Here is a 19166-nt window from a genome sequence, read left to right as displayed (position 1 = left end):
CCGGCCGGCATCCTGATTGGAGCCTGAGATGGGTGTTCTGACCGACCGACGAGACCCACGGGTGGCGGTCATCGGCCTCGGCTACGTCGGGGCCTGCATCGCGGCGGTGCTGGCCGAGCGGGGCCTCGACGTGGCCGGTGTGGACGTCGACCCGCACCTGGTCGACGAGCTGCGCCGCGGGCACTGCCGTTTCGAGGAGCCCGACCTCGCGGGCCTGCTCCGGGCGGGTGTCGACACGGGCCGGCTGCGGGTCGGCACCGACTACGCGGCGGTCGCCGACGCCGACGTCGTCCTGGTGACCGTCGGCACCCCGGTACGGCTGGACGGGTCGCTCGCCGACGACCAGTTGCGCGGCGCCTGCGTGGAGCTGAGCCGCCACCTGCGCCGCGGCCAGCTGGTGGTGGTCAAGAGCACCGTCCCGCCCGGCACCACCCGGGACTTCGTGCTGCCGCTGCTCGCCGGCGGCGGGCTGGTCGGCGGCACCGACTTCGGGCTGGCGTTCACGCCGGAGCGGCTCGCCGAGGGCACGGCGCTGCGGGAGCTGCGGACCTTCCCCATCGTCGCGGGCGGCCTCGACGCCGGCAGCACCCGGGACGCGGAGACGTTCTGGCGGCGCGCGCTGGGCGTCGACGTGATCCCGGTGGAGTCGCTGGAGGCCGCGGAGATCGTCAAGCTCGCCGACAACTGGTGGATCGACCTCAACATCGCCCTCGCCAACGAGCTGGCCAAGTTCAGCGCGCTGTACGAGGTGGACGTGCTGGAGGTCATCCAGGCCGCGAACGGCATCCCGAAGGGCACCGGCACCATCAACATCCTGCTGCCCAGCGTCGGGGTGGGCGGTTCCTGCCTGACCAAGGACCCGTGGATGGTCTGGCACTCGGCGCAGCAGCGGGGCCTGGAGATCCTGACGGCGCCGGCCGGGCGACGGGTGAACGCCGGGATGCCCGCGTACACCGCGCGGTTGATCCTCGACGAGTTGGCCGCGCTCGGCCGCCCCGCCCGTGGGGCGCGGGTGGCGGTGCTCGGCCTGGCCTTCAAGAACGACACCGGGGACCTGCGCGCCACGCCGGTGCTGCCGGCGGTCGAGGCGCTGCGGGAGGCCGGGTGCGCGGTGCGCCTGCACGACCCGCTGGTCGACCCGGACGAGACCGAGAAGCTGTTCGGCCTGCGCCCGGTGGCGGACCTCGACGACGCCGTACGGGACGCGGACTGCGTCGCGGTGCTGGCGCACCACCGGCCGTTCGCCGGGATCGACTTCGCCGCGCTGCCGGTCACCCGCCCGTGCCTGGTGCTCGACGGGCGGGCCTACTACAGCCGGGAGCGGATCGCCGAGCTACGGGCGGCCGGCTTCCACTACCGGGGGATCGGCCGGTGAGCGCGCGGGTCGTGGTGACCGGCGGGTACGGATTCATCGGCGCCCACCTGGTGGAGCGGCTGGTGGCGCGGGGCGACGAGGTGACCGTCGTCGACGGCGCGCCCCCGGCGACGGGACGTCCGGCGTGGGCCGGGCAGGTCCGGTTCGTGCAGGCCGACGTCCGGGACGCCGGGCGGCTCGCCGAGGCGATCGCCCCGGGCGTCGACGTGGTCTACCACCTGGCCGCCGTGGTCGGCGTGGACCAGTACCTCGCCCGGCCGCTGGACGTCATCGACATCAACGTCACCGGCACGCGTACCGTGCTGGACCTGGCCTGCCGGGCGGACGCCCGGGTGCTGCTCGCCAGCACCAGCGAGGTGTTCGGCAAGAACCCGGCGGTGCCGTGGCGGGAGGACGACGACCGGGTGCTCGGCGCGACGTCGGCGGACCGCTGGACGTACTCGACGAGCAAGGCGCTCACCGAGCACCTCGCGTACGCCTTCGGCCGGCAGCACGGGCTGGCCGCGACGATCGTACGGTACTTCAACGTCTACGGTCCCCGGCAGCGGCCGGCGTACCTGGTCAGCCGCTCGGTGCACCGGGCGCTGAACGGCCGGCCGGTGGTCGTCTACGACCGCGGCCGGCAGACGCGCTGCTTCACGTTCGTCGACGACGCGGTCGCCGGCACGCTCGCCGCGGCGGACCGTCCGGAGGCCGTCGGCGAGTCGTTCAACATCGGCAGCATGGTGGAGAACACCATCGCCGAGGTGGTGGAGCTGATCGGCGCCCTGACCGGCGGCGCCGCCCGGTCCGACGTGGACACCCGGGCGGTGCTCGGCACCGCCTACGAGGACCTGGCCCGCCGCATCCCGGACACCACCCGGGCCCGGACGATGCTCGACTGGAAGTGCGAGGTGCCGCTGCGCGACGGCCTGGCCCGCACGGTCGGGTGGGCCCGGGACAACCCGTGGTGGCTCGCCCTGCCCGACACCGGGGCATCCTGACCCGACAGACCAACCGTCGCCGCCCGTCCCCGTTCCGGGGCCGGGCGGCGACAGCGCGTTGACCAGGAGGCATTCGGACCGGCTCCCGCCGCCGGAGGACGCGAGACCTCATGGTCAACGGACGCGGGCCCCTCGGGGCCCAGCGGCGCGCACGGCGGCCGGGGTGCGGGGGGCGGCGCCCCGGCCACCGTGCGCGGTCGGTGGGGCTACTGCCGCGCGGGCTCCGGGGAGCCGCCGGTGCCGGCCGCCGGTTCCCCGCTCCCCTGCGCCGCGTCGGCCGACGGCTGCTCCGCCGTCGGGCGGACCCGCCGCAGCAGCAGCGCCGAGAGCACGGCGAGGAGCACGGCCAGCCCGGCGCTCACCACGCCCGCCGCGTTGAAGCCACTCGTGAACGCCTCCCGGGCCGCCTCCAGCAGTGCCGCGCCGGTCTGCTCGGGCAGCTGGCCGACGACCGCGCTCGCGCCGGCGAGGGACTCCTCGGCCGCCTCGCTGACCTCGCCCGGCAGGCCGGCGGGGACGGCGGGGGCCACCTCGCCGCGGTAGACCGCCGTGCCGACGCTGCCCAGCAGCGCGACGCCGAGCGCGACACCCAGTTCGGTGCTGGTCTCGGACATCGACGACGCGGAGCCGGCCCGCTCGGGCGGCGCCGCACCGATGATCAGGTCGGTGCCCAGCACGGCTCCCGGGCCGAAGCCGAGGTAGACGATCACCAGACCGGTGACCGCCAGCCCGAGCCCGCCGGCGCTGCCCACCAGGCCGATCAGCGCGTAGCCGACCGCGGCGATCGCCATGCCGCCGGCCACCACGTAGCCCGGCGCGACGCGCTGCGCGATCATCGGCGCCAGCATCGACCCGATCAGCATGGACACCGCGTACGGCAGCATCCAGAGACCGGCGCGCAGGGGCGAGAGTCCCTCGACGAGCTGGGCGTACTGGGCGAAGAGCAGCGCGATGCCGCCGATGGTGGCCCCGCCGATCAGCATGATGAGCAGCGCGGCGCTGAAGGTGCGGTTGGCGAACAGGCGCACGTCCAGCAGCGGGTGGGCGAGCCGGCGCTGCCGGTGGACGAAGGCCACGCCGATCACCAGCCCGACCACCATGGCCAGCAGCGGCGGCGCCCCGAACCCGTCCTTGGCCAGCTCCTTGAGGCCCCAGACCACCGGCAGCACGGTGGCCAGACTGAGGGCGACGCTCACCAGGTCGAGACGGCCGGCGTCGGGGTTGCGGTACTCGGGCAGCAGCGCCGGCGCGGCGATCAGGAGCACGACCATCACCGGTACGCCGAGCAGGAACACCGAGCCCCACCAGAACCCCTCGAGCAGGGCGCCGCCGATCAGCGGCCCGATGATCGAGCCGATCATGAAGCAGCTCATCCAGATGCCGATGGCCATGGTGCGCTGCTGCGCGTTGCGGAACATGTTGCTGATCAGCGACAGGGTCGACGGCATCAGCGTCGCACCGGCGACGCCCAGCAGCGCCCGCGTGGCGATCAGCATCTCGGCGCTGGTGGAGTACGCGGCGACGACGGAAGCCACGCCGAAGGCGGCCGCACCGATCATCAGCAGCCGCCGCCGGCCGATCCGGTCGCCGAGGGTGCCCATCGTGACCAGGAACCCGGCGATCATGAAACCGTAGATGTCCATGATCCACAGCAGCTGGGCGGCGTCCGGCGCCAGGTCGGCGCTCAGGTGCGGCAGCGCCAGGTAGAGCACGTTGAGGTCGAGCGCCAGCAGCAGCGTGGGCAGGGCGAGCACCGCGAGCCCGACCCACTCCCGCCGGCCGGCCCGGGGCCCGGCCTCGCTCTCGTTGACGTCCATCATGGTCCTTTCCGTCCGGGGTACGCGGAACCGCGCGGCCTACTTGTCGTAGTCGTCGTGCAGCCGCCACCAGCTGTACGGCGTGGTCTGCGGCCGCCCGTCCGGGGTGTCCTCCCAGGTCTCCTGGCGACCCAGCGGGGTCAGGTCGAGGAACGTCCAGTTGCTGCCGAGGGCCTCCACGCCGCGGGCGGTGGTGAAGTACGTGCGGTACACGTCGTCGCCGTCGCGCAGGAAGACACTGAGACCGAAGGACTCCCCCGCCTCCGACGTCAGCCCGAGGTCAGCGTTGAAGTCGGTGCCGTAGGACGAGTACCAGGGCACCGTCCAGCCCATGCGCTCCTGGAAGGGCGTGATCTCGGCCAGCGGGGCCCGCGAGACCAGGGCGAGCGTGGTGTCCCGGGCGTTGAGGTGGGCCGGATGCCCGAGGTTGTCGACGAACATCGAGCAGCCCTCGCAGCGGTGCGCCGAGCCCGGCGTGAACATGAAGTGGTAGACGACGAGCTGCCGTCGCCCCTCGAACACGTCGGCCAGGCGGGCCTTCCCGGCCGGGCCCTCGAAGACGTACTCCTTCTCGATCCGCGTCATCGGCAGCCGGCGGCGCTCGGCGGCGAGCGCGTCCCGGGCCCGGGTCGCCTCCTTCTCCTTGACCAGCAGCCGCTCGCGCGCGGCCTGCCACTCCTCCGACGACACGACCGGTGGCAGGTTCATGATCTCTCTCCGTCCGTGGTGTGAAAGCGTCCTGGGGGGGGTGCCGGCGGCCGGCCGCGCACGCGCGCGGGTCACGGCGAGGGGACGTGGCCCGTGCGGGGGACCCACGACCGGCCGTGGTCCGGCACCCTGGTCCACCCTGTCCGGCGCCCCTCTCGGTCCACTCCCGGTCCACTCGCGGTCGCCGCCGGTGACGTGACGGCCTGTCGCCGGAGCGCTGCGTTACGGTGACACCATGCGTTTCGGGCTCCTCGGTCCGCTGGGCGTCTGGACGACGGACGGCGCGCCGGTCACCGTGCCCGATCTGAAGGTCCGTGTCCTGCTCGCCGCCCTGCTGGTCCACGAGGGCCGTCCCGCGTCGGTCGACCGGCTGGTGGAGGACGTCTGGCGGGACCGTCCACCGGCCAACCCCACCGGGGCGCTCCAGACGAAGGTCTGGCAGCTGCGCCGCGCCTTGAACGCCGCCGAGCCCGGTGCCCGGGACCGGGTGGTCTCCCACTCCCCGGGGTATCTGCTGCGCACCGACCCGGACCCGACCGACGCCGAGCGGTTCACGGCGCTGGTGGAGCGGGCCGCCGGCACGACCGGTCCGGACGCGCGGGTGGCCCTCCTCGACGAGGCGCTCGGTCTGTGGCGCGGCCCGGTGCTGGCCGACTTCCCGGAAGCCCCGTTCGTCACGGCGCTGGCCGTCCGGCTCGACGAGCAGCGGTTGGCCGCCACCGAGGACCGGGCCGAGGCCCGGCTCGCGCTGGGCGAGCACCACCTGCTCACCGGGGAACTCGCCGACCTGGTGACGCGTCACCCGTACCGGGAACGCCTGCGCGCGCTGCACCTGCGGGCGCTGTACCGGGCGGGCCGGCAGGGCGAGGCCCTGGACCGCTACGAGCGGTTCCGCCGGCGGCTCGCCGACGAGCTGGGCGTGGACCCGGGCCCCGAGCTGGTCGCCCTGCACCGGGCGATCCTGTCGCACGACCCGGCGCTGCTCGCCCCGCCGGCGACGACCGGCGCGGTCACCGTCGCGCCGGCCCCGGCGGGCGCCGCGCACCCGGCGGGGGTACGCGGCAACCTGCCCGCCCCGCTGACCGACCTGGTGGGCCGGGAGGAGGCGGTACGGGACATCCACGGCCTGCTCGACGCCGCCCGGCTGGTGACCCTGGTCGGCTCGGGCGGGGTGGGCAAGACCCGCCTGGCGGTCGAGGCGGCCCACCGGCTCGTCGGGGCGTACCCGGACGGGGTGTGGCTGGTCGAGCTGGCGGCGCTGCGCCGCGCCGGCCCGGCGGCGCTGGCCGGGTCGGTCCTCGCGGTGCTCGGCGTCCGCGAGAGCGTGGACCTCGCCCCCGCCACGCCGGCCGAGCACCTGGTGGAGGCCCTGCGCGGTCGCCGGCTCCTGCTGGTGCTGGACAACTGCGAGCACGTCGTCGAGGCGGTCGCCGAGCTGGCGGACCGGGTGCTGCGGCACGCGCCGGACGTCCGCCTGCTGGCCACCAGCCAGGAGCCGCTGGGCGTCGCCGGGGAGCAGGTCTGCGCCGTACCGCCGCTGGCCCTGCCGGACCCGGCGGTCAGCGACCCGGCGGTGCTCGCCCGGGCCAGCGCGGTCCGGCTCTTCGTCACCCGCGCGGGCGCCGCCGCGCCCGCCTTCGCGCTCGACGAGGGGAACGCCCGGGACGTCGCCGAGCTGTGCCACCGGCTCGACGGCATCCCGCTCGCGCTGGAACTGGCCGCGACCCGGGTCCGGTCCCTGGGGGTCCGCGGCCTGCTGACCCGGCTCGACGACCGGTTCCGGGTGCTGACCAGCGGGCACCGCGGCGCGCCGCCCCGCCAGCAGACCCTCCGCGCGATGATCGACTGGAGCTGGGAGCTGCTCGGCGAGCCCGAGCAGGTGGTGCTGCGGCGGTTGGCGGTGCACGCGGACGGCTGCGCGTTGGAGGCCGCCGAGGCGGTGTGCGCCGACGACCGCCTCCCCGCCGACCAGGTGCTCGACCTGCTGGCCCGGCTGGTCGACCGCTCGCTGGTGGTGATGGCCGAGCTGCCGGGCGGGCCGCGGTACCGGCTGCTGGAGTCGGTGGCCGCGTACTGCGCCGAGCGGCTGCGCGAGGCCGACGAGGTGGCTTCCGTCCGCCGCCGCCACCGGCGGTACTACACGGCGCTGGCCCGCCGCGCCGACGAGGCGCTGCGCGGTCCCGAGCAACGGCAGTGGCTGACCCGGCTCGACCAGGAGACCGCCAACCTGCGCCACGCGCTGGACGGCGCGGTCGCCGACCGGGACGCGGCCGGGGCGCTGGAGCTGACCACCGCGCTGGCCTGGTACGGCTACCTGCGCGGGCGGCTGCGGGAGGCACGCCGGTCGATCGAGACCGCCCTGGGCGTGCCCGGCCCCGCCCCGGAGCCGCTGCGGTCGGCCGCAGCCTGCTGGCAGGCCGGGCTGGCGCTGCTGGAGGGCGGCGGTGACCACGCCCCGCTGGTCGCCCCGGCGCTCGCCGGCTGGCCGGCCGGCGCGGACCCGGCGGCTCGGTCGCGGGCGGTCTGCTTCCTCGGGCTCGCCCTGCTCAACACCGGCGACGTGGCCGGCAGCACCGCGCTCGTCGACGAGGTCCTGCCGGAGTTCGAACGGCTCGGCGACCGGTGGGGCGTGGCCACCGCGCTGAGCCTGCGGGCCAACCAGGCACAGGCCCGGGGCGAGCTGGCCGCGGTCCGCCGCGACGCCGAACGCGCCGTGGCCCTCTTCCGGGAACTGGGTGACCGGTGGGGCCAGTTGCAGGCGTCCTTCCCGCTCAGCTCCCGCGCGGAGGCGACCGGGGACTACGCGGAGGCGGCCCGGCTGCACCGCGAGAGCCTGCGGATGGCCGAGGAGCTCGGGCTGTGGCTGGAGGCGGCGGACCGCCTCTCCGGCCTGGGCCGCATCGCCCTGCTCGCCGGCGACTACGACGGGGCACGGGAGTTCCACGAGCGGGCGCTGCGGCTGGCCGCCGAGCAGAACTGCAAGCCCGCCGAGCTGTACGCGCAGATCGGTCTGGGGCTCGGGGCCCGCCGGGAGGGCCGCCTCGCCGAAGCGGAGGGGCTGCTGCGCGGCGTGCTGGAGTGGACCCGGCAGCCGGGCCTGGACGCCGAGGTGGTGCGGGCGCTGCTCCTGGCGGAGCTGGGGTTCGTCGCCGAGCTGCGGCAGGCCGCGACCGCCGCGCACGACCTGCACGCCGAGTCGTTCGCCCTGGCCACCGCCATCGGGGATCCGCGGGCGCAGGCGCTGGCGTTGGAGGGGCTCGCCGGGGCGGCGGCCGTCGACGGCCGCCCCGGGGACGCGGCCCGGCTGCTCGGCGCGGCGGCGGTGGCGCGGGCCTCGGTGGGCGCGCCGCTGCCGGACGGGGAGCGCGGGGACGTCGACCGGATCACCGCCGCCGCCCGCGCCGCGCTTGGCGCCGCGGCGTTCGCCGAGGAGTTCGACCGGGGCACGACGCTGCGGCCGGACCAGGCCTACCGGTCGGTGTCGGCCACCGCCGGCCGTCCGGCCTGACCGGCCGGGCGGCACGCCGCCGCCCGGCCCGGTCCCGGCAGCCCGCTGTCAGCCGTCGGCGGTGCCCTTCGAGTTCTGGTACGCCGCGATGTGCCACCGCCCGTCCCGCCGCACCACCGTGGACGTGGCGAGGAAGCCACGCTCGGGGACGATCCCGCTCTCGCCCTCCAGCAGCACGCTGCCCCGCGTCACCAGCAGGGCGATGTCGGCGGTGAGGAACCGTACGTCGAGCGGCTCGACGTACACCCGCATCCCCGCGTACGGGCCGGCGAACCCGGCGGCCATGAACGCGCGGATCCCGTCCCGGCCCTTCATGTACGAGTCACCGATGAGGGTCCCGTCCTCGGTGAAGATCGCCGCGAAGCCGTCGGCGTCGTTGGCCGCCCAGGCTGCCATGATGCGGTTCGCCACGTCCCGCACCGCGGCCTCGTCGGTCAGCACGGCGGTGTCGCCTGCGGACATGTCCTACCTCCTCGTGGTCCCACCGGCACGCCCGGCGGCGTGGGTGCGTCTCAACAGGTGATCCGGGCGTCCGGCGAGGTCAGGTAGCCCATCATGTTGGGATCCCAGACGACCGCCCGGTACGTCCAGGTGCCGCTGCCCCGGCAGGCGAAGTCGAGCCGGTTGACGGTGCCCGGGTCCATCCAGCGCTCCAGCACGGTCCGCCAGCCGGTGTCGGTCGACTGCCAGCGCATCAGCCAGAAAATCGCGTAGACCGTGCAACCGTTGGTCGCCACGCTGCGTACCGACACGCCGGTCGGGCTCAGGGTCGGGGTGCTCGGGGCGGTCACGCACGTCGCCGGCGCGGTGTCCGCCCGCGCCGGGGCGGGGCCGAGGGTGGCCGTCGCCGACGCGCACACGGCAACGAGAGCGGCGGACGCGACCCGGATGGAGACGCTCATGGTTTCCTCCTCAACGGTCCCGCTCACGGGACGCGTACCGGTAGGCGTCGACGATCGTCTGCTCCAGCCGGTTGCCGTCGGTGTCCACGAGGACGGCCCGCACCGACAGCGACGCCGCGCCCGGCGGGGTGGCCACCACGGCCCGGTAGCCGGCTCCGCCCGCAGGCACCACGCGCGCCGGCCGCCACGTGCGGCCCGCGTCGCCGGAGACCTCGACGGCGAGTTCCCGTACGGCACCGACCCGGGCCTGCGGCTGGGACATCACCGTCACCGGCAGCACGGTCACCGGTCCCGGACGCACCCGGTTGTGGTCGTCGACCGGCGGCGCGTACCGGACGGCCCAGAGCGGGAACGACTCGCCCGCCTCCCCCGCCGTGTCGGAGCGGAACGTCCACACCGAGTCCACCCGCGTCGACAGGTCGGAGAAGGACGGCCGGGTCGTCCGCTTCTCCACCCGGAACGTGCCGGGGCCGGGCGGGACCTCCGTCTCGAGGTTCCCGGCGCCGGAGCGGGCCAGCAGCACCCCGTCGCGGTAGAGCAGGGTGGACGCGGTGTCGGTGAGTGAGCCGCCCCGGTGGGAGTCCTGGTCGGAGTACATCGGGACGCCGAACCAGACGGTGTCGCCGCGCCGGCCGGCGTGGCCCGCGAAGTCGAACATCGGCCCGAACACCGCGGCGTTCCACCGGTCGGTGTACCGGTGGCCGGCCCGGTAGCTCCGGTAGCCCTGCCCGAGGGCGGTGACCTCGGTGGGTAGCCCGCCCGGCCCGGGGACGTTCTCACCGAAGGCGCCGCTCCACTGGGTGTCGCCCGCGTCGAGCAGGTGGACGGTGCGGGCCGGCAGGCGGAACGGCAGCAGGGCGGCCAGCGTCCCGGTCACGCCGGGAGCCGTCGCGAAGTGGGCCTTGGTGGCGGGCCGGCCGGGCACCTGCGCGACCAGCCGGGTGTCGACGGCGGCGAGGTCGCCCTCGGCGACGGTGCGGTCGAGGCCGGTGAAGAAGCCGCCGGGGCGGGTGTCCAGCAGGCCGTACGTGTACGGGGTGTCCGCGAAGTCGCCGCGTGGCCCGGGCACCCCCCAGGTGGAGGCGAGGTAACCGGTCATCCGCGTGGCGTCGACGTCGCCGCCGATCTGCCCGGCGTACAGGCCGTCGAAGCCGTCCGCCGCCAGCGACAGGGTGAACCCGGGGCGGTCGCCGTCGCGCCGCTCGAAGCCGAGGTCCACCAGGGCGGTACGGGCGTCGGGCCGGGGCACGGAGGTGCGTACCGGCGCCGATCGCCGCGCGTCGACGGTCACCGTGGCGTCCCGGTCGAGGACCAGCTCGGGCTGGACCAGCCGGTGCCAGGTGGAGTCGGTGTCGCCGAAGTCGACCACGTCGGCGACCAGGACGTACGTCCCCCGGGGCAGCTCGGCGGAGGATGTGCCGGCCGCGTCGCTCAGCACCGCCCGGACGTCGCCGGTGAGGTCGAGGACCATCGTCTCGGCGACACTGCTCGCCCGTCCGTCCGGGCCGAGGTGGCGCACCGTCAGCGTGTGGGTCTCGGCCGCCGGTCCCGCACCGCCCGACGCGCTGGTGCTCGCGGGCCCGGACGCACCGCCGGACGTCGCGTCGCTCCCCTGCCCGGACGCGCCGCCCGACGTGGCGGTGCTCCCCGGGCCGGGGGCCGGGGCGGCCGGGGTGTGCAGCCGGATCCGGGCGAGGTGCGCCCGCTGGGAACGGATCGCCGCCCACGCCGCCGGGGCGGCCGACTTCGTGACGGTCACCGCACCCGCGTGCGGCAGGCGGGCGGTGGTGCGCAGACCGGGCCCGGTGAGTCCGGCCGCCGGGTCGGCGCCGCGTCGGGTGACGAGCAGCGGCAGCCCGGGGCTGCGCGCGTCGTCGTAGCCCGCGCGGACCAGTTCGGTGACGTCGAACAGCCGCCGGTCCAGCAGGCCGGCGGTGACGAGCGGACGCGCGTCCTCGGGGAGCACGAGCTGCCGGCCGCCCGCGCGGAGGGTGGTGAACCGGATCCCGGCCCGGCCGGCGCCCGGCGTGACGGTCACCTGCGCGCCGTCCGCCGAGGCGGTGACCCGGTCGCCGGTGAGCAGCGTGACGGTGTGCCGGGCCGGCGCCGTGGACGGCGGGCCGGCCGGCGCGGGACGGGCGGCCCCCGACCCGCCGGCGTCCGCCGCCGTCCCCCCGCTGTCCGCACCGGACCGCACGGCTTCCCGACCGGACGGGGCAGCTTGAGCCGGTGGGGCCGGCAGCGCCAGGACGGCGGCCAGCAGGACGGGGACCAGTGCCCGCCCGGTCCCGCGACCTGGTCGACCTGTGCCGTCCGGTGACCGCTCCCCACCCACGTCCCGTACCTCCGCGTTCGACCGGCCGCCGGGCGGCGCACGCCGGGCGGTGACTGGTTTCCCTCGTCCGCATCGTTCTCCGGCCGTCCCACGGCGCGCATCTTCCACCGTGCGCTCTCCCGGGCCCGCGCCGTCGGCTGCGCACGGTGGAAGATGCGCCGTACCGCGCGGCGGCCGGACGATCCCACGGTGTGGAGGGCGGATGCGAGGGAGCCTCCGCGACGACCAGGCGGCCGTGACCACTCAGGTGGGCGTGTCCGCGGTGAGGAGCCGGTGATGACGGCGGTACGCGAGGACCGAACAGACAGACGCGCGAGGATCTTCTTCCCGGAGCTGGAGGGACTACGCGGGATCGCCGCCGTGCTGGTCATGCTGACCCACGTCGCGCTCACCACCGGCGTGATCGCCTCCGACATGTACGGCGCGCCCGGCAACCCGGTCGCCGGGCCGGTGCTGAACACGATGGACGTCAGCGTGCCGATCTTCTTCGTCCTGTCCGGGCTGGTGCTCTACCGCCCGCTCGCCCTGGCCACGCTCACCGATCGGCCGGCGACGCCGCTGCGGCCGTACCTCTGGCGGCGGGCGCTGCGGATCGTGCCCGCGTACTGGGTGCTGACGGTCGTCGCGCTGGTGGTGCTGAACGCCGACGCCGTGGACGGGCCACGGGACGTCCTGTTCCCCCTGCTGGTGCTCCAGGTCTACGACCCGGCGACGATGCCGACGGGCATGGAGCAGACGTGGAGCCTCGCCACCGAGGTCGCGTTCTACCTCACGCTTCCGCTGGTGGCGTGGGCGCTGCGCCGGTGGGCGCGTCGGGTCACCGACCCGGCCGCGCGGGTACGGCGGATCGTCCTGCCGCTGGGCGGCGTCGTGCTCGTCGGCGCCGCCTTCGCCGCCTACCACCACCTGCCGTCCATGGGCGCCTTCCCGGCCCAGCATTTGTGGCCCACCGAGTACGTGGGCTACCTGGCGGCCGGCATGGTCCTGGCGACCCTGTCGGCGGTCGCCGAGGTGGCACCCGAGCGGCAGCCGGCGGTGTACCGGTTCCTCGGCCGCTTCCCCGGCGTGGCGTGGCTCGGTGCGCTGGCCGCGTACGCGCTGGCCTGCTCGCCGGTCAGCGGCCCGAACGAGATGAACTACCCGCCGCTCGGCGCGGCCATGGTCGACCACACCCTCTACCTGGCGATCGCGGTGCTGGCGGTGGCACCGCTGGCCCTGCCGACCGGGCGTCCCCGGTACATGCGCGCCGTGCTGTCGAACCCGGTGGTGGCCTTCCTCGGCCGGATCTCCTACGGGGTCTTCCTCTGGCACGTCTTCCACCTGTGGCTCTTCTTCGGCCTCACCGGCACGCCGCTGGGGACGGGCAACTTCTGGCTGGTGACGGCGACGATCCTCGGCGCCAGCGTGGTGACGGCGACGGCGAGCTGGTTCCTCGTCGAGCGGCCGGCCATGCGGCTGCGGCCCCGGCTGGGCCGCGCCCCGGTCGATCCCGGCGCGGAAGCGCCGCGGACGGTGCCGGAGCAGCCGGCCGTCTCTGACGCGCTGCCCGGTTGGGCCACCGGGACGGCCACGCCGGTCGCGCCGGTCGCGCCGGTCACGTCGGCGAACTGACCACACCGGACCGGCGGTACGCGGGCGGAGGGTCCGCCCGGTGGGAACGGAGGGAGAGGCGATGAGCGGGACCCCGAGGGACCGGGCGGTCGTCCTGGGCGCAAGCATGGCCGGCCTGTTCGCCGCGAAGGTGCTCGCGGAGGCGTACCGGGAGGTGGTCCTGGTGGACCGGGACCGGTTGGCCGACGGGACGGCCCCGCGCCGCGGGGTCCCGCAGGGCCGGCACCTGCACGGGCTGCTCGCCCGCGGGCAGCGGGCCATCGAGGAGATCTTCCCGGGCTTCACCGCCGAACTGACCGCCTCGGGCATGCGCTCCGGTGACCTGGGCACCCGGATCCGCTGGTACTTCGACGGCCGCCGCCTGGCGCCGGCGGAGACCGGCCTGCTGGTGGTCGGGGGCTGGCGGCCGGGGATCGAGGCCCTGGCGCGGCGTAAGGTCCTCGGCCTGTCCGGGGTACGGCTGATCGACGGCACCGACGTCGTCGCGCCGGTCGCCGCCACGGACGGCACCCGGATCACCGGCGTCCGGATCCACCGCCGGGACGCGGGCACCCCGGAGGTGCTCGACGCCGACCTGGTGGTGGACGCGACGGGCCGCGGCTCGCGGACCCCGACCTGGCTGGCCGAGCTGGGGTACCCGGCGGTTCCGGAGGAGCGGGTCAAGATCGGGCTGACGTACACGAGCGCCCGGTTCCGGTTCCGCGACGACCCGTTCCACGGCGACGTCTCGATCAACCCGGTCGCCACGCCGGCCCACCCGCGCGGGGCGTTCCTGGCCACGCTCGGCGAGAACCGGGGGCTGCTCTCGCTGACCGGCGTCCTCGGCGACGAGCCGCCGACCGACCGGGACGGCTTCCTCGCGTACGCGCAGTCGCTGCCGGTGCCCGACGTCATCGACGCGGTACGGGACGCCGAGTTCCTCGACGAGCCGGTCTCCTTCCGGTTCCCGGCGAGCGTCCGCCGGCGGTACGAGCGGCTGCCCCGCGTACCCGACGGGCTGCTCGTGGTCGGCGACGCGCTGTGCACCTTCAACCCCGTCTACGGCCAGGGCATGACGGTCGCCGCGCTGGAGGCGCTGCTGCTGCGCCGGCACCTGGCCGCCACGGCGGCACCGCGTCCGGGCCGGTTCTTCGCCGACGTCGCCCGGCTCCTGGACGCGCCGTGGGAGGTCGCGGCGGGCGGCGACCTCGCCCACCCCGGTGCCGAGGGCCGGCGTGGCCTGATGGTGCGGATCGCCAACAGTTACCTGGCGCGGGTGCAGGCCGCGGCCACCAGGGACGCGCGGGTCACCGAGGCGTTCCTGCGGGTGGCCGGCCTCATCGACCCGCCCCAGGCGATCATGCGGCCGTCGGTGATGTGGCGGGTCCTGCGCCGGGGCGGCCGGCCGGCGGCGCCGGTCCGCGGCGCCGCGACCGCCGTCCGCCCGACTGCCGACGACCGCGGATGAAACCGCCCGACGGTCCCCCGCGGGGACCTCAGCCGGGGCGGGTCAGCTCGGCGTAGTCGGCGGCGGTGAGGGGCGCCAGCGACAGCGACCCGTCGGCGCGGGGCACCCCGAGCGGCTGCCCGTCGCGCAGGAACGACACCGAGTCGACCTCCGCGCGGGCGGTCAGGGTGCACACGATCTGTCCGAAGGCGAGGATCTCGTCGCTGCGACCGATCTCGTCGCCCGCCTCGGGCACCTCGACCTCGGCCCGGGCGCCGGCGAGCCGCACACCCGCCACGGTGACCCCGCCGGGCAGCGCGGTGGTCAGGCCGTTGTCGCGCTCGGCCTGGTTCGGGCCGGCGAGCAGGTGCTGGAGTTGCTCGTCCAACGTCGGCGGCGTGTCGATCCGCCGGACCACGGGCACGAGGCGGTCGTCCCGGAGGAAGCACAGCACCTCGTCCACCTGACCGGCCGGCACGGTCGAGGTGGCCGTGCCCGGTGTGGGGAACGGACCGGGCGGCACCTCCACGGCGCGTGGCCCGTCGTCGGTGGGGACGCCGCAGCCGGCGAGGAGCAGGGCGAGCAGGACGGCCGCCGCCGCGCGCGCGGTCACCCGACGCTCCCGGGCAGCTCCACCCGGAAGCGGGCGCCACCGCCGGGCCGGTCCCCCACCGTCGCGCGCCCGCCGTGCGCGGCGGCGTGCTGCGCGACGATGGCCAGGCCGAGGCCGGTGCCGTCGGTCCCGGCGCGGGCGTGGGCGGCGCGACCGCGGACGAAGCGGTCGAAGATGCCGTCGCGGTCCTCCTCCGGTACGCCCGCGCCCGCGTCGTCCACCTCGATCACGCCGGTGCCGGCGTCGACCGACAGGCGCACCGCGACCGGACCGCCGCCGTACCGGTCCGCGTTGTCGAGCAGGTTCACCAGCAGCTGCTCGGTACGCCGCCGGTCGACCCGCCAGTCGGCCGGCGTGTCCGGCTCGACCCGCACCAGGTCCTCGGGGAGCGCCCGGGTGCGGCACACCTCGCGGGCGAGCGCCGCCACGTCCACGTGTTCCCGCTGTGCGGGCTGGTCGGCGCGGGCGAGCTCGATGAGGTCGTTGACGAGTTGCTGGAAGCGGTCGATCTCGTCGGCCACCAGCCCCGCCGCGGTGGCCGTCCGTTCGTCGTGGTGATCGCGGCGCCTGGTGAGGACGCTCGCCGCGGCGGAGAGGGTCTGCAGCGGCGAGCGCAGCTCGTGGCTCACGTCGGCGGCGAAGCGGCGGTCCCGCTCGATCCGCCGGGCCAGTTGGTCGACCATGTCGTTGAACGAGGTCGACAGCCGGGTCAGGTCGGGGTCGGTGGCCGGGGCCAGGCGGGTGGTGAAGTCCCCGGCGGCGATCTTCTCGGCGGCGTCCGCGACCGCCGTCAACGGGCGCAGGCTGTGCCGCGTCGCGTACCAGCCGAAGGCCGCGCCGGACCCGGCCACCATGATCGCCACGGCGGTCAGCGCCAGGGCGAGCACCTGGAAGGTCTCCTCCAGCTCGCGCAGCGAGGTCAGCTCGTAGTAGGTCGCCCGCTCGGACAGCGGCACACCGACCAGCAGGGTGGGCTGCCCGGCCAGCCGGACCCGCTGCACCGCGGGCCGGCCGGCGCGCACCCGCTCGTGCAGCGCCTCGGGGACGCCGGTGGCGGCGGTTTCCGCGGTCCGCGCGTACCAGGAGCCGTCCAGGTGCAGCAGCGGGCGTCGGGCGCTGCCGGTGTCCAGTGACCGCAGCACCTCGGCGACGTCGGGTCGCTCGGTGTCCAGCCCGGTACGCACCACCGCCGCGTCGAAGTACGCCGCCCGCACCGCGGTGCGTTCCCGCTCGTCCAGCAGGGACCGCCGGGTCAGGTCGTACGAGATCAACGCCATCGACGCGGCCAGCAGCGCGGCGCCGACGGCGAACCCGGCGGTCACCCGCGCGCGGAGCCCGAGCCGTCTCATCGCTGCAGCTTGTAGCCGAGCCCGCGCAGGGTGACCAGGTGCCGCGGGTTGCCCGGTTCCGCCTCGATCTTCTGCCGCAGCCGCCCGACGTGCACGTCGACGAGGCGCTCGTCGCCGGTGTCGTACCCCCAGACCCGCTGGAGCAGCTGCTGCCGGGACAGCACCCGGCCGGCGTGCTCGGCGAGCTCGCAGAGCAGCCGGAACTCGGTCCGGGTCAGCGGCACCGGCTGCCCCGCCCGGCGTACCTCCCCCGCGTCGGGGCTGATCTCCAGGTCACCGATGACCTGCACCGGCACCGGTCCGGTCAGGGCCCGAGCCCGGCGGCGCAGCGCCCGCAGCCGGGCCGACAGCTCCTTGATCGCGACCGGCTTGACCACGTAGTCGTCGGCGCCGGCCTCCAGCGCGGCGACGATGTCGTGGGTGTCGTCCCGGGCGCTGACCACCACGATCGGGACGTCGTCGTCCCGCCGCAGCTGCCGGATGCACTCGAACCCGTCGATGCCCGGCAGCATCAGGTCGACCAGCACGTAGTCCGCGGGCTCCGAACGCTGGAGGCGCAGCCCCTCCTCGGCGGTCGCCGCGCCGCGCGCGGCGTACCCCTCCTCCTCCAGCGCGAGCAGCAGCGCCAGCCGGATGCGGTCGTCGTCCTCGATCACCAGTACGGCCGTCATACCGGAATCATCCCTGCCACCAGGGCAGGTGCCCACCTCCGGTGTCCCGCCGGGGAATTTGTCACACGACTGTCATGCAACTGCGCCGGCCGCTACAAGAGCCCCTTGAAGGGTGAAGGACATGCCCGAAGGGACGCGACGATGACCGGCGACGCACTCGTCCACGCCCTCGTCGTCGGCCTCGCCGTCGGCGCGTTCGGGCGGCTCGTCCTGCCCGGGCGGCCGGTCGCCCCGGTTTGGCTGACCCTGGCGGTGGGCGTCGGCGCCGCCCTGCTCGGCACCATCAGCGCCCGGGTCGCCGGGGTCGACGTCGCCGCACCCAGCCCGCTCCGGCTGGCTGTCCAGGCCGGCTTCGCCGGCACCGCGGTCCTGCTCGCCCTCGTCACGGCGGGACGGGCCCCGCGCCCGACAGGCCACGCCACGACCCGGTGGCGATCCGCCATCGACCCGACCACGGTGCCGGCGGACCAGGAAGGGAAGGGCCGATGACCGTCGTGCCGGACGAGCACGTGATGACCCTGATCTGCGACGGCTGCGGCGACACGGCCGCGAGCACCGCCGTCGTCCTGCCCGACGCCGAGGTCGTCTGGACCCTGGTGTCCGAGCACGGGTGGACCGGATCCCCGTTCGCGACCGGCCCGCACCGGTGCCCACGCTGCACTCCCCTCCCCACCCCCGGTTCGGCGGCGGCCGGCCCGCACCCCCTCGGGATCGACGACCTCGACGAGGTCGACGATCCGGTGCCGGCCGCCGCCGAGGCGGAGACCGACGCGCTGCGCGCGGCACTGGCCGCGGCGGAGGAACACGCCGGCCGGGTGACGGTCGACCTCTCCACCGTCGAGCACATCGACTCGGCCGGCCTCGGGCTGCTGGTCCGCGCCCGGCAGGAGGCCCGCCAGCGGGGCATGGAGCTGTGCCTGCACGCCCCCTCCCGGTTCGTGCTGACCGTGCTGCACACGATGCGTCTGCAGGCCGCGTTTCCGGTGGTTCCGCCCCGGTCCGGCAGCGCCACCGAGCCCGAGGTGCTTGTCTGAGCGGAGCGCCGCGCCGCCCGGTGCCCGGCGGCACCGCGCCCCCCGAACCAAGGATGAGGACACCGACATGGTCATGCCCTGGCCCCTGCCCGAGAACGACCCGTTCCACCCGGCGTGGGACCCGCCGCAGCCGGACGACGAGGACACGCGACTGGCGGCGCTGGCCGCGCAGCGGCTCAGCATCGACTGGTCGACCCGCCGTCAGCAGATCACGGTGACGGTGCAGAACCGGGTGGTGATCCTCGCCGGCACGGTCGCCGATGTGCAGGCCCGCAAGACCGCCGGGGAACTCGTCTGGGACGTGCCCGGCGTCGCCGACGTCTGCAACACTCTCCGGGTGGTGGAGCGGCGCCGCCGTTGACGCCGGGGCGGCTGTAGGACTCCTGGGCCGGTCGGGTCCTGCCCGCGCCGCGCGCGCCGCCGTGCCGTCCGATTGCCGACACCTTCCACTGTGGTGGGTCGTCCCTAGAATGGGACATGGCCCGGCCCCGGATCACCAGCGCCCTGCTCGACGTGCTCGGGCTCCTGCTCGAGGCGTGGGATCAACAGACCGAGGTGCACGGCTGGCAGATCATGCGGTCGGTGCGGCGCTCGGGCCCGACCGTCTACGCGGTGCTCGACCAGCTGGAGGACGCCGGCTGGATCACCGGCTCGTGGGAGCGGCGGGCCGCCGACTCACCGGTCCGACCACGGCGGCGGTACTACCGCCTGACCCCGAGCGGCGCCGAGGCCGCCCGTCGCGAGGTCCCGGCGCCGGTCCGGACGCCGCCGGCGCGCCCCCGCCCGGCTCCCGGCTTCGGCCGCGACGCACACCCCACGCCGGCGGGCTGACCC

The 19166-nt window shown here is 75.6% G+C and carries 17 protein-coding genes; 9 read left to right on the top strand and 8 right to left on the bottom strand.

Going from position 1 to position 19166, the window contains the following annotated elements; all coding sequences use genetic code 11:
• The first annotated feature begins 28 nt into the window (after positions 1–28).
• Positions 29–1375, top strand: a complete 1347-nt coding sequence (locus ACN26Y_RS19930) for a nucleotide sugar dehydrogenase (protein ID WP_422733253.1) — start codon at positions 29–31, stop codon at positions 1373–1375.
• Positions 1372–2358: an NAD-dependent epimerase/dehydratase family protein gene (locus ACN26Y_RS19925; protein ID WP_366600498.1), complete on the top strand. Its 987-nt coding sequence runs from the start codon at positions 1372–1374 to the stop codon at positions 2356–2358. Before ACN26Y_RS19930 ends, ACN26Y_RS19925 begins: the two co-directional genes overlap by 4 nt.
• Positions 2359–2564: 206 nt before the next feature.
• Here ACN26Y_RS19925 and ACN26Y_RS19920 read toward each other — a convergent pair whose 3' ends face one another.
• Together ACN26Y_RS19920 and ACN26Y_RS19915 are read right to left on the bottom strand one after the other, a co-directional pair.
• Positions 2565–4178: an MFS transporter gene (locus ACN26Y_RS19920; RefSeq protein ID WP_370463258.1), complete on the bottom strand. Its 1614-nt coding sequence runs from the start codon at positions 4176–4178 to the stop codon at positions 2565–2567.
• A 36-nt stretch (positions 4179–4214) separates the two neighbouring features.
• Entirely contained in the window at positions 4215–4883 is a 669-nt protein-coding gene (locus tag ACN26Y_RS19915) for a DUF899 domain-containing protein (RefSeq protein ID WP_155331735.1), read from the bottom strand.
• A gap of 235 nt (positions 4884–5118) precedes the next feature.
• Between ACN26Y_RS19915 and ACN26Y_RS19910 the strand changes: the two genes are divergently transcribed.
• Positions 5119–8391 carry a BTAD domain-containing putative transcriptional regulator gene (locus ACN26Y_RS19910; RefSeq protein WP_422733252.1) on the top strand — a complete coding sequence of 1091 codons (3273 nt, stop codon included), beginning with the start codon at positions 5119–5121 and terminating at the stop codon, positions 8389–8391.
• 48 nt (positions 8392–8439) lie between these two features.
• On the opposite strand, the gene ACN26Y_RS19905 is transcribed toward ACN26Y_RS19910, so the two are convergent.
• Genes ACN26Y_RS19905 through ACN26Y_RS19895 form a run of 3 tightly spaced genes read right to left on the bottom strand, consistent with a single transcriptional unit; the run spans position 8440 to position 11628 of the window.
• On the bottom strand, positions 8440–8853 hold the full coding sequence (locus ACN26Y_RS19905; RefSeq protein ID WP_422733251.1) for an SgcJ/EcaC family oxidoreductase: 414 nt from the start codon (positions 8851–8853) through the stop codon (positions 8440–8442).
• 50 nt (positions 8854–8903) lie between these two features.
• A complete protein-coding gene (locus tag ACN26Y_RS19900) occupies positions 8904–9293 on the bottom strand; it encodes a hypothetical protein (protein WP_422733250.1) in 390 nt (129 codons plus the stop codon).
• A 10-nt stretch (positions 9294–9303) separates the two neighbouring features.
• Positions 9304–11628 (bottom strand): hypothetical protein, encoded by a 2325-nt coding sequence (locus tag ACN26Y_RS19895; RefSeq protein ID WP_422733249.1) that lies wholly within the window; start codon positions 11626–11628, stop codon positions 9304–9306.
• A 276-nt stretch (positions 11629–11904) separates the two neighbouring features.
• On the opposite strand from ACN26Y_RS19895, the gene ACN26Y_RS19890 reads away from it, so the two are divergent.
• Positions 11905–13239, top strand: coding sequence for an acyltransferase family protein (locus ACN26Y_RS19890; protein WP_196255633.1), 1335 nt, complete (start codon positions 11905–11907; stop codon positions 13237–13239).
• A 61-nt stretch (positions 13240–13300) separates the two neighbouring features.
• Positions 13301–14686 carry an NAD(P)/FAD-dependent oxidoreductase gene (locus tag ACN26Y_RS19885; RefSeq protein ID WP_422733248.1) on the top strand — a complete coding sequence of 462 codons (1386 nt, stop codon included), beginning with the start codon at positions 13301–13303 and terminating at the stop codon, positions 14684–14686.
• A 28-nt stretch (positions 14687–14714) separates the two neighbouring features.
• On the opposite strand, the gene ACN26Y_RS19880 is transcribed toward ACN26Y_RS19885, so the two are convergent.
• The 3 genes from ACN26Y_RS19880 to ACN26Y_RS19870 are packed head-to-tail and all read right to left on the bottom strand — an operon-like array spanning position 14715 to position 17298.
• Positions 14715–15278 carry a GerMN domain-containing protein gene (locus ACN26Y_RS19880; RefSeq protein WP_422733247.1) on the bottom strand — a complete coding sequence of 188 codons (564 nt, stop codon included), beginning with the start codon at positions 15276–15278 and terminating at the stop codon, positions 14715–14717.
• Complete coding sequence (locus tag ACN26Y_RS19875) at positions 15275–16627, bottom strand: sensor histidine kinase (protein WP_422733246.1); 1353 nt, start codon at positions 16625–16627, stop codon at positions 15275–15277. Before ACN26Y_RS19875 ends, ACN26Y_RS19880 begins: the two co-directional genes overlap by 4 nt.
• A complete protein-coding gene (locus tag ACN26Y_RS19870) occupies positions 16624–17298 on the bottom strand; it encodes a response regulator transcription factor (protein WP_155331726.1) in 675 nt (224 codons plus the stop codon). The genes ACN26Y_RS19875 and ACN26Y_RS19870 overlap by 4 nt, the downstream gene beginning before the upstream one ends.
• Before the next feature lie 141 nt (positions 17299–17439).
• On the opposite strand from ACN26Y_RS19870, the gene ACN26Y_RS19865 reads away from it, so the two are divergent.
• The 4 genes from ACN26Y_RS19865 to ACN26Y_RS19850 all read left to right on the top strand — a co-directional run bounded on the left by ACN26Y_RS19865 (position 17440) and on the right by ACN26Y_RS19850 (position 19163).
• Positions 17440–17787 carry a hypothetical protein gene (locus ACN26Y_RS19865; RefSeq protein WP_155331725.1) on the top strand — a complete coding sequence of 116 codons (348 nt, stop codon included), beginning with the start codon at positions 17440–17442 and terminating at the stop codon, positions 17785–17787.
• Complete coding sequence (locus tag ACN26Y_RS19860; RefSeq protein WP_155331724.1) at positions 17784–18332, top strand: STAS domain-containing protein; 549 nt, start codon at positions 17784–17786, stop codon at positions 18330–18332. Before ACN26Y_RS19865 ends, ACN26Y_RS19860 begins: the two co-directional genes overlap by 4 nt.
• A gap of 67 nt (positions 18333–18399) precedes the next feature.
• Positions 18400–18693, top strand: a complete 294-nt coding sequence (locus ACN26Y_RS19855) for a BON domain-containing protein (protein WP_155331723.1) — start codon at positions 18400–18402, stop codon at positions 18691–18693.
• Positions 18694–18809: 116 nt separating this feature from the next.
• On the top strand, positions 18810–19163 hold the full coding sequence (locus tag ACN26Y_RS19850; RefSeq protein ID WP_155331722.1) for a PadR family transcriptional regulator: 354 nt from the start codon (positions 18810–18812) through the stop codon (positions 19161–19163).
• Positions 19164–19166 lie beyond the last annotated feature (3 nt).

Origin of the sequence: Micromonospora sp. WMMD558 (assembly GCF_049315255.1) — a bacterium.
GTDB lineage: Bacteria > Actinomycetota > Actinomycetes > Mycobacteriales > Micromonosporaceae > Micromonospora.
Note: the sequence above shows the minus strand (reverse complement) of the source record. Positions and strands in the feature narration are given on the sequence as shown.

Coding starts and splice junctions, on each gene's coding strand:
- ACN26Y_RS19930 (WP_422733253.1), top strand. CDS start 29: ATGGGTGTTCTGACCGACCGACGAGACCCACGGGTGGCGGTCATCGGC.
- ACN26Y_RS19920 (WP_370463258.1), bottom strand. CDS start 4,178: ATGATGGACGTCAACGAGAGCGAGGCCGGGCCCCGGGCCGGCCGGCGG.
- ACN26Y_RS19915 (WP_155331735.1), bottom strand. CDS start 4,883: ATGAACCTGCCACCGGTCGTGTCGTCGGAGGAGTGGCAGGCCGCGCGC.
- ACN26Y_RS19910 (WP_422733252.1), top strand. CDS start 5,119: ATGCGTTTCGGGCTCCTCGGTCCGCTGGGCGTCTGGACGACGGACGGC.
- ACN26Y_RS19905 (WP_422733251.1), bottom strand. CDS start 8,853: ATGTCCGCAGGCGACACCGCCGTGCTGACCGACGAGGCCGCGGTGCGG.
- ACN26Y_RS19900 (WP_422733250.1), bottom strand. CDS start 9,293: ATGAGCGTCTCCATCCGGGTCGCGTCCGCCGCTCTCGTTGCCGTGTGC.
- ACN26Y_RS19890 (WP_196255633.1), top strand. CDS start 11,905: ATGACGGCGGTACGCGAGGACCGAACAGACAGACGCGCGAGGATCTTC.
- ACN26Y_RS19885 (WP_422733248.1), top strand. CDS start 13,301: ATGAGCGGGACCCCGAGGGACCGGGCGGTCGTCCTGGGCGCAAGCATG.
- ACN26Y_RS19875 (WP_422733246.1), bottom strand. CDS start 16,627: ATGAGACGGCTCGGGCTCCGCGCGCGGGTGACCGCCGGGTTCGCCGTC.
- ACN26Y_RS19870 (WP_155331726.1), bottom strand. CDS start 17,298: ATGACGGCCGTACTGGTGATCGAGGACGACGACCGCATCCGGCTGGCG.
- ACN26Y_RS19865 (WP_155331725.1), top strand. CDS start 17,440: ATGACCGGCGACGCACTCGTCCACGCCCTCGTCGTCGGCCTCGCCGTC.
- ACN26Y_RS19860 (WP_155331724.1), top strand. CDS start 17,784: ATGACCGTCGTGCCGGACGAGCACGTGATGACCCTGATCTGCGACGGC.
- ACN26Y_RS19855 (WP_155331723.1), top strand. CDS start 18,400: ATGGTCATGCCCTGGCCCCTGCCCGAGAACGACCCGTTCCACCCGGCG.
- ACN26Y_RS19850 (WP_155331722.1), top strand. CDS start 18,810: ATGGCCCGGCCCCGGATCACCAGCGCCCTGCTCGACGTGCTCGGGCTC.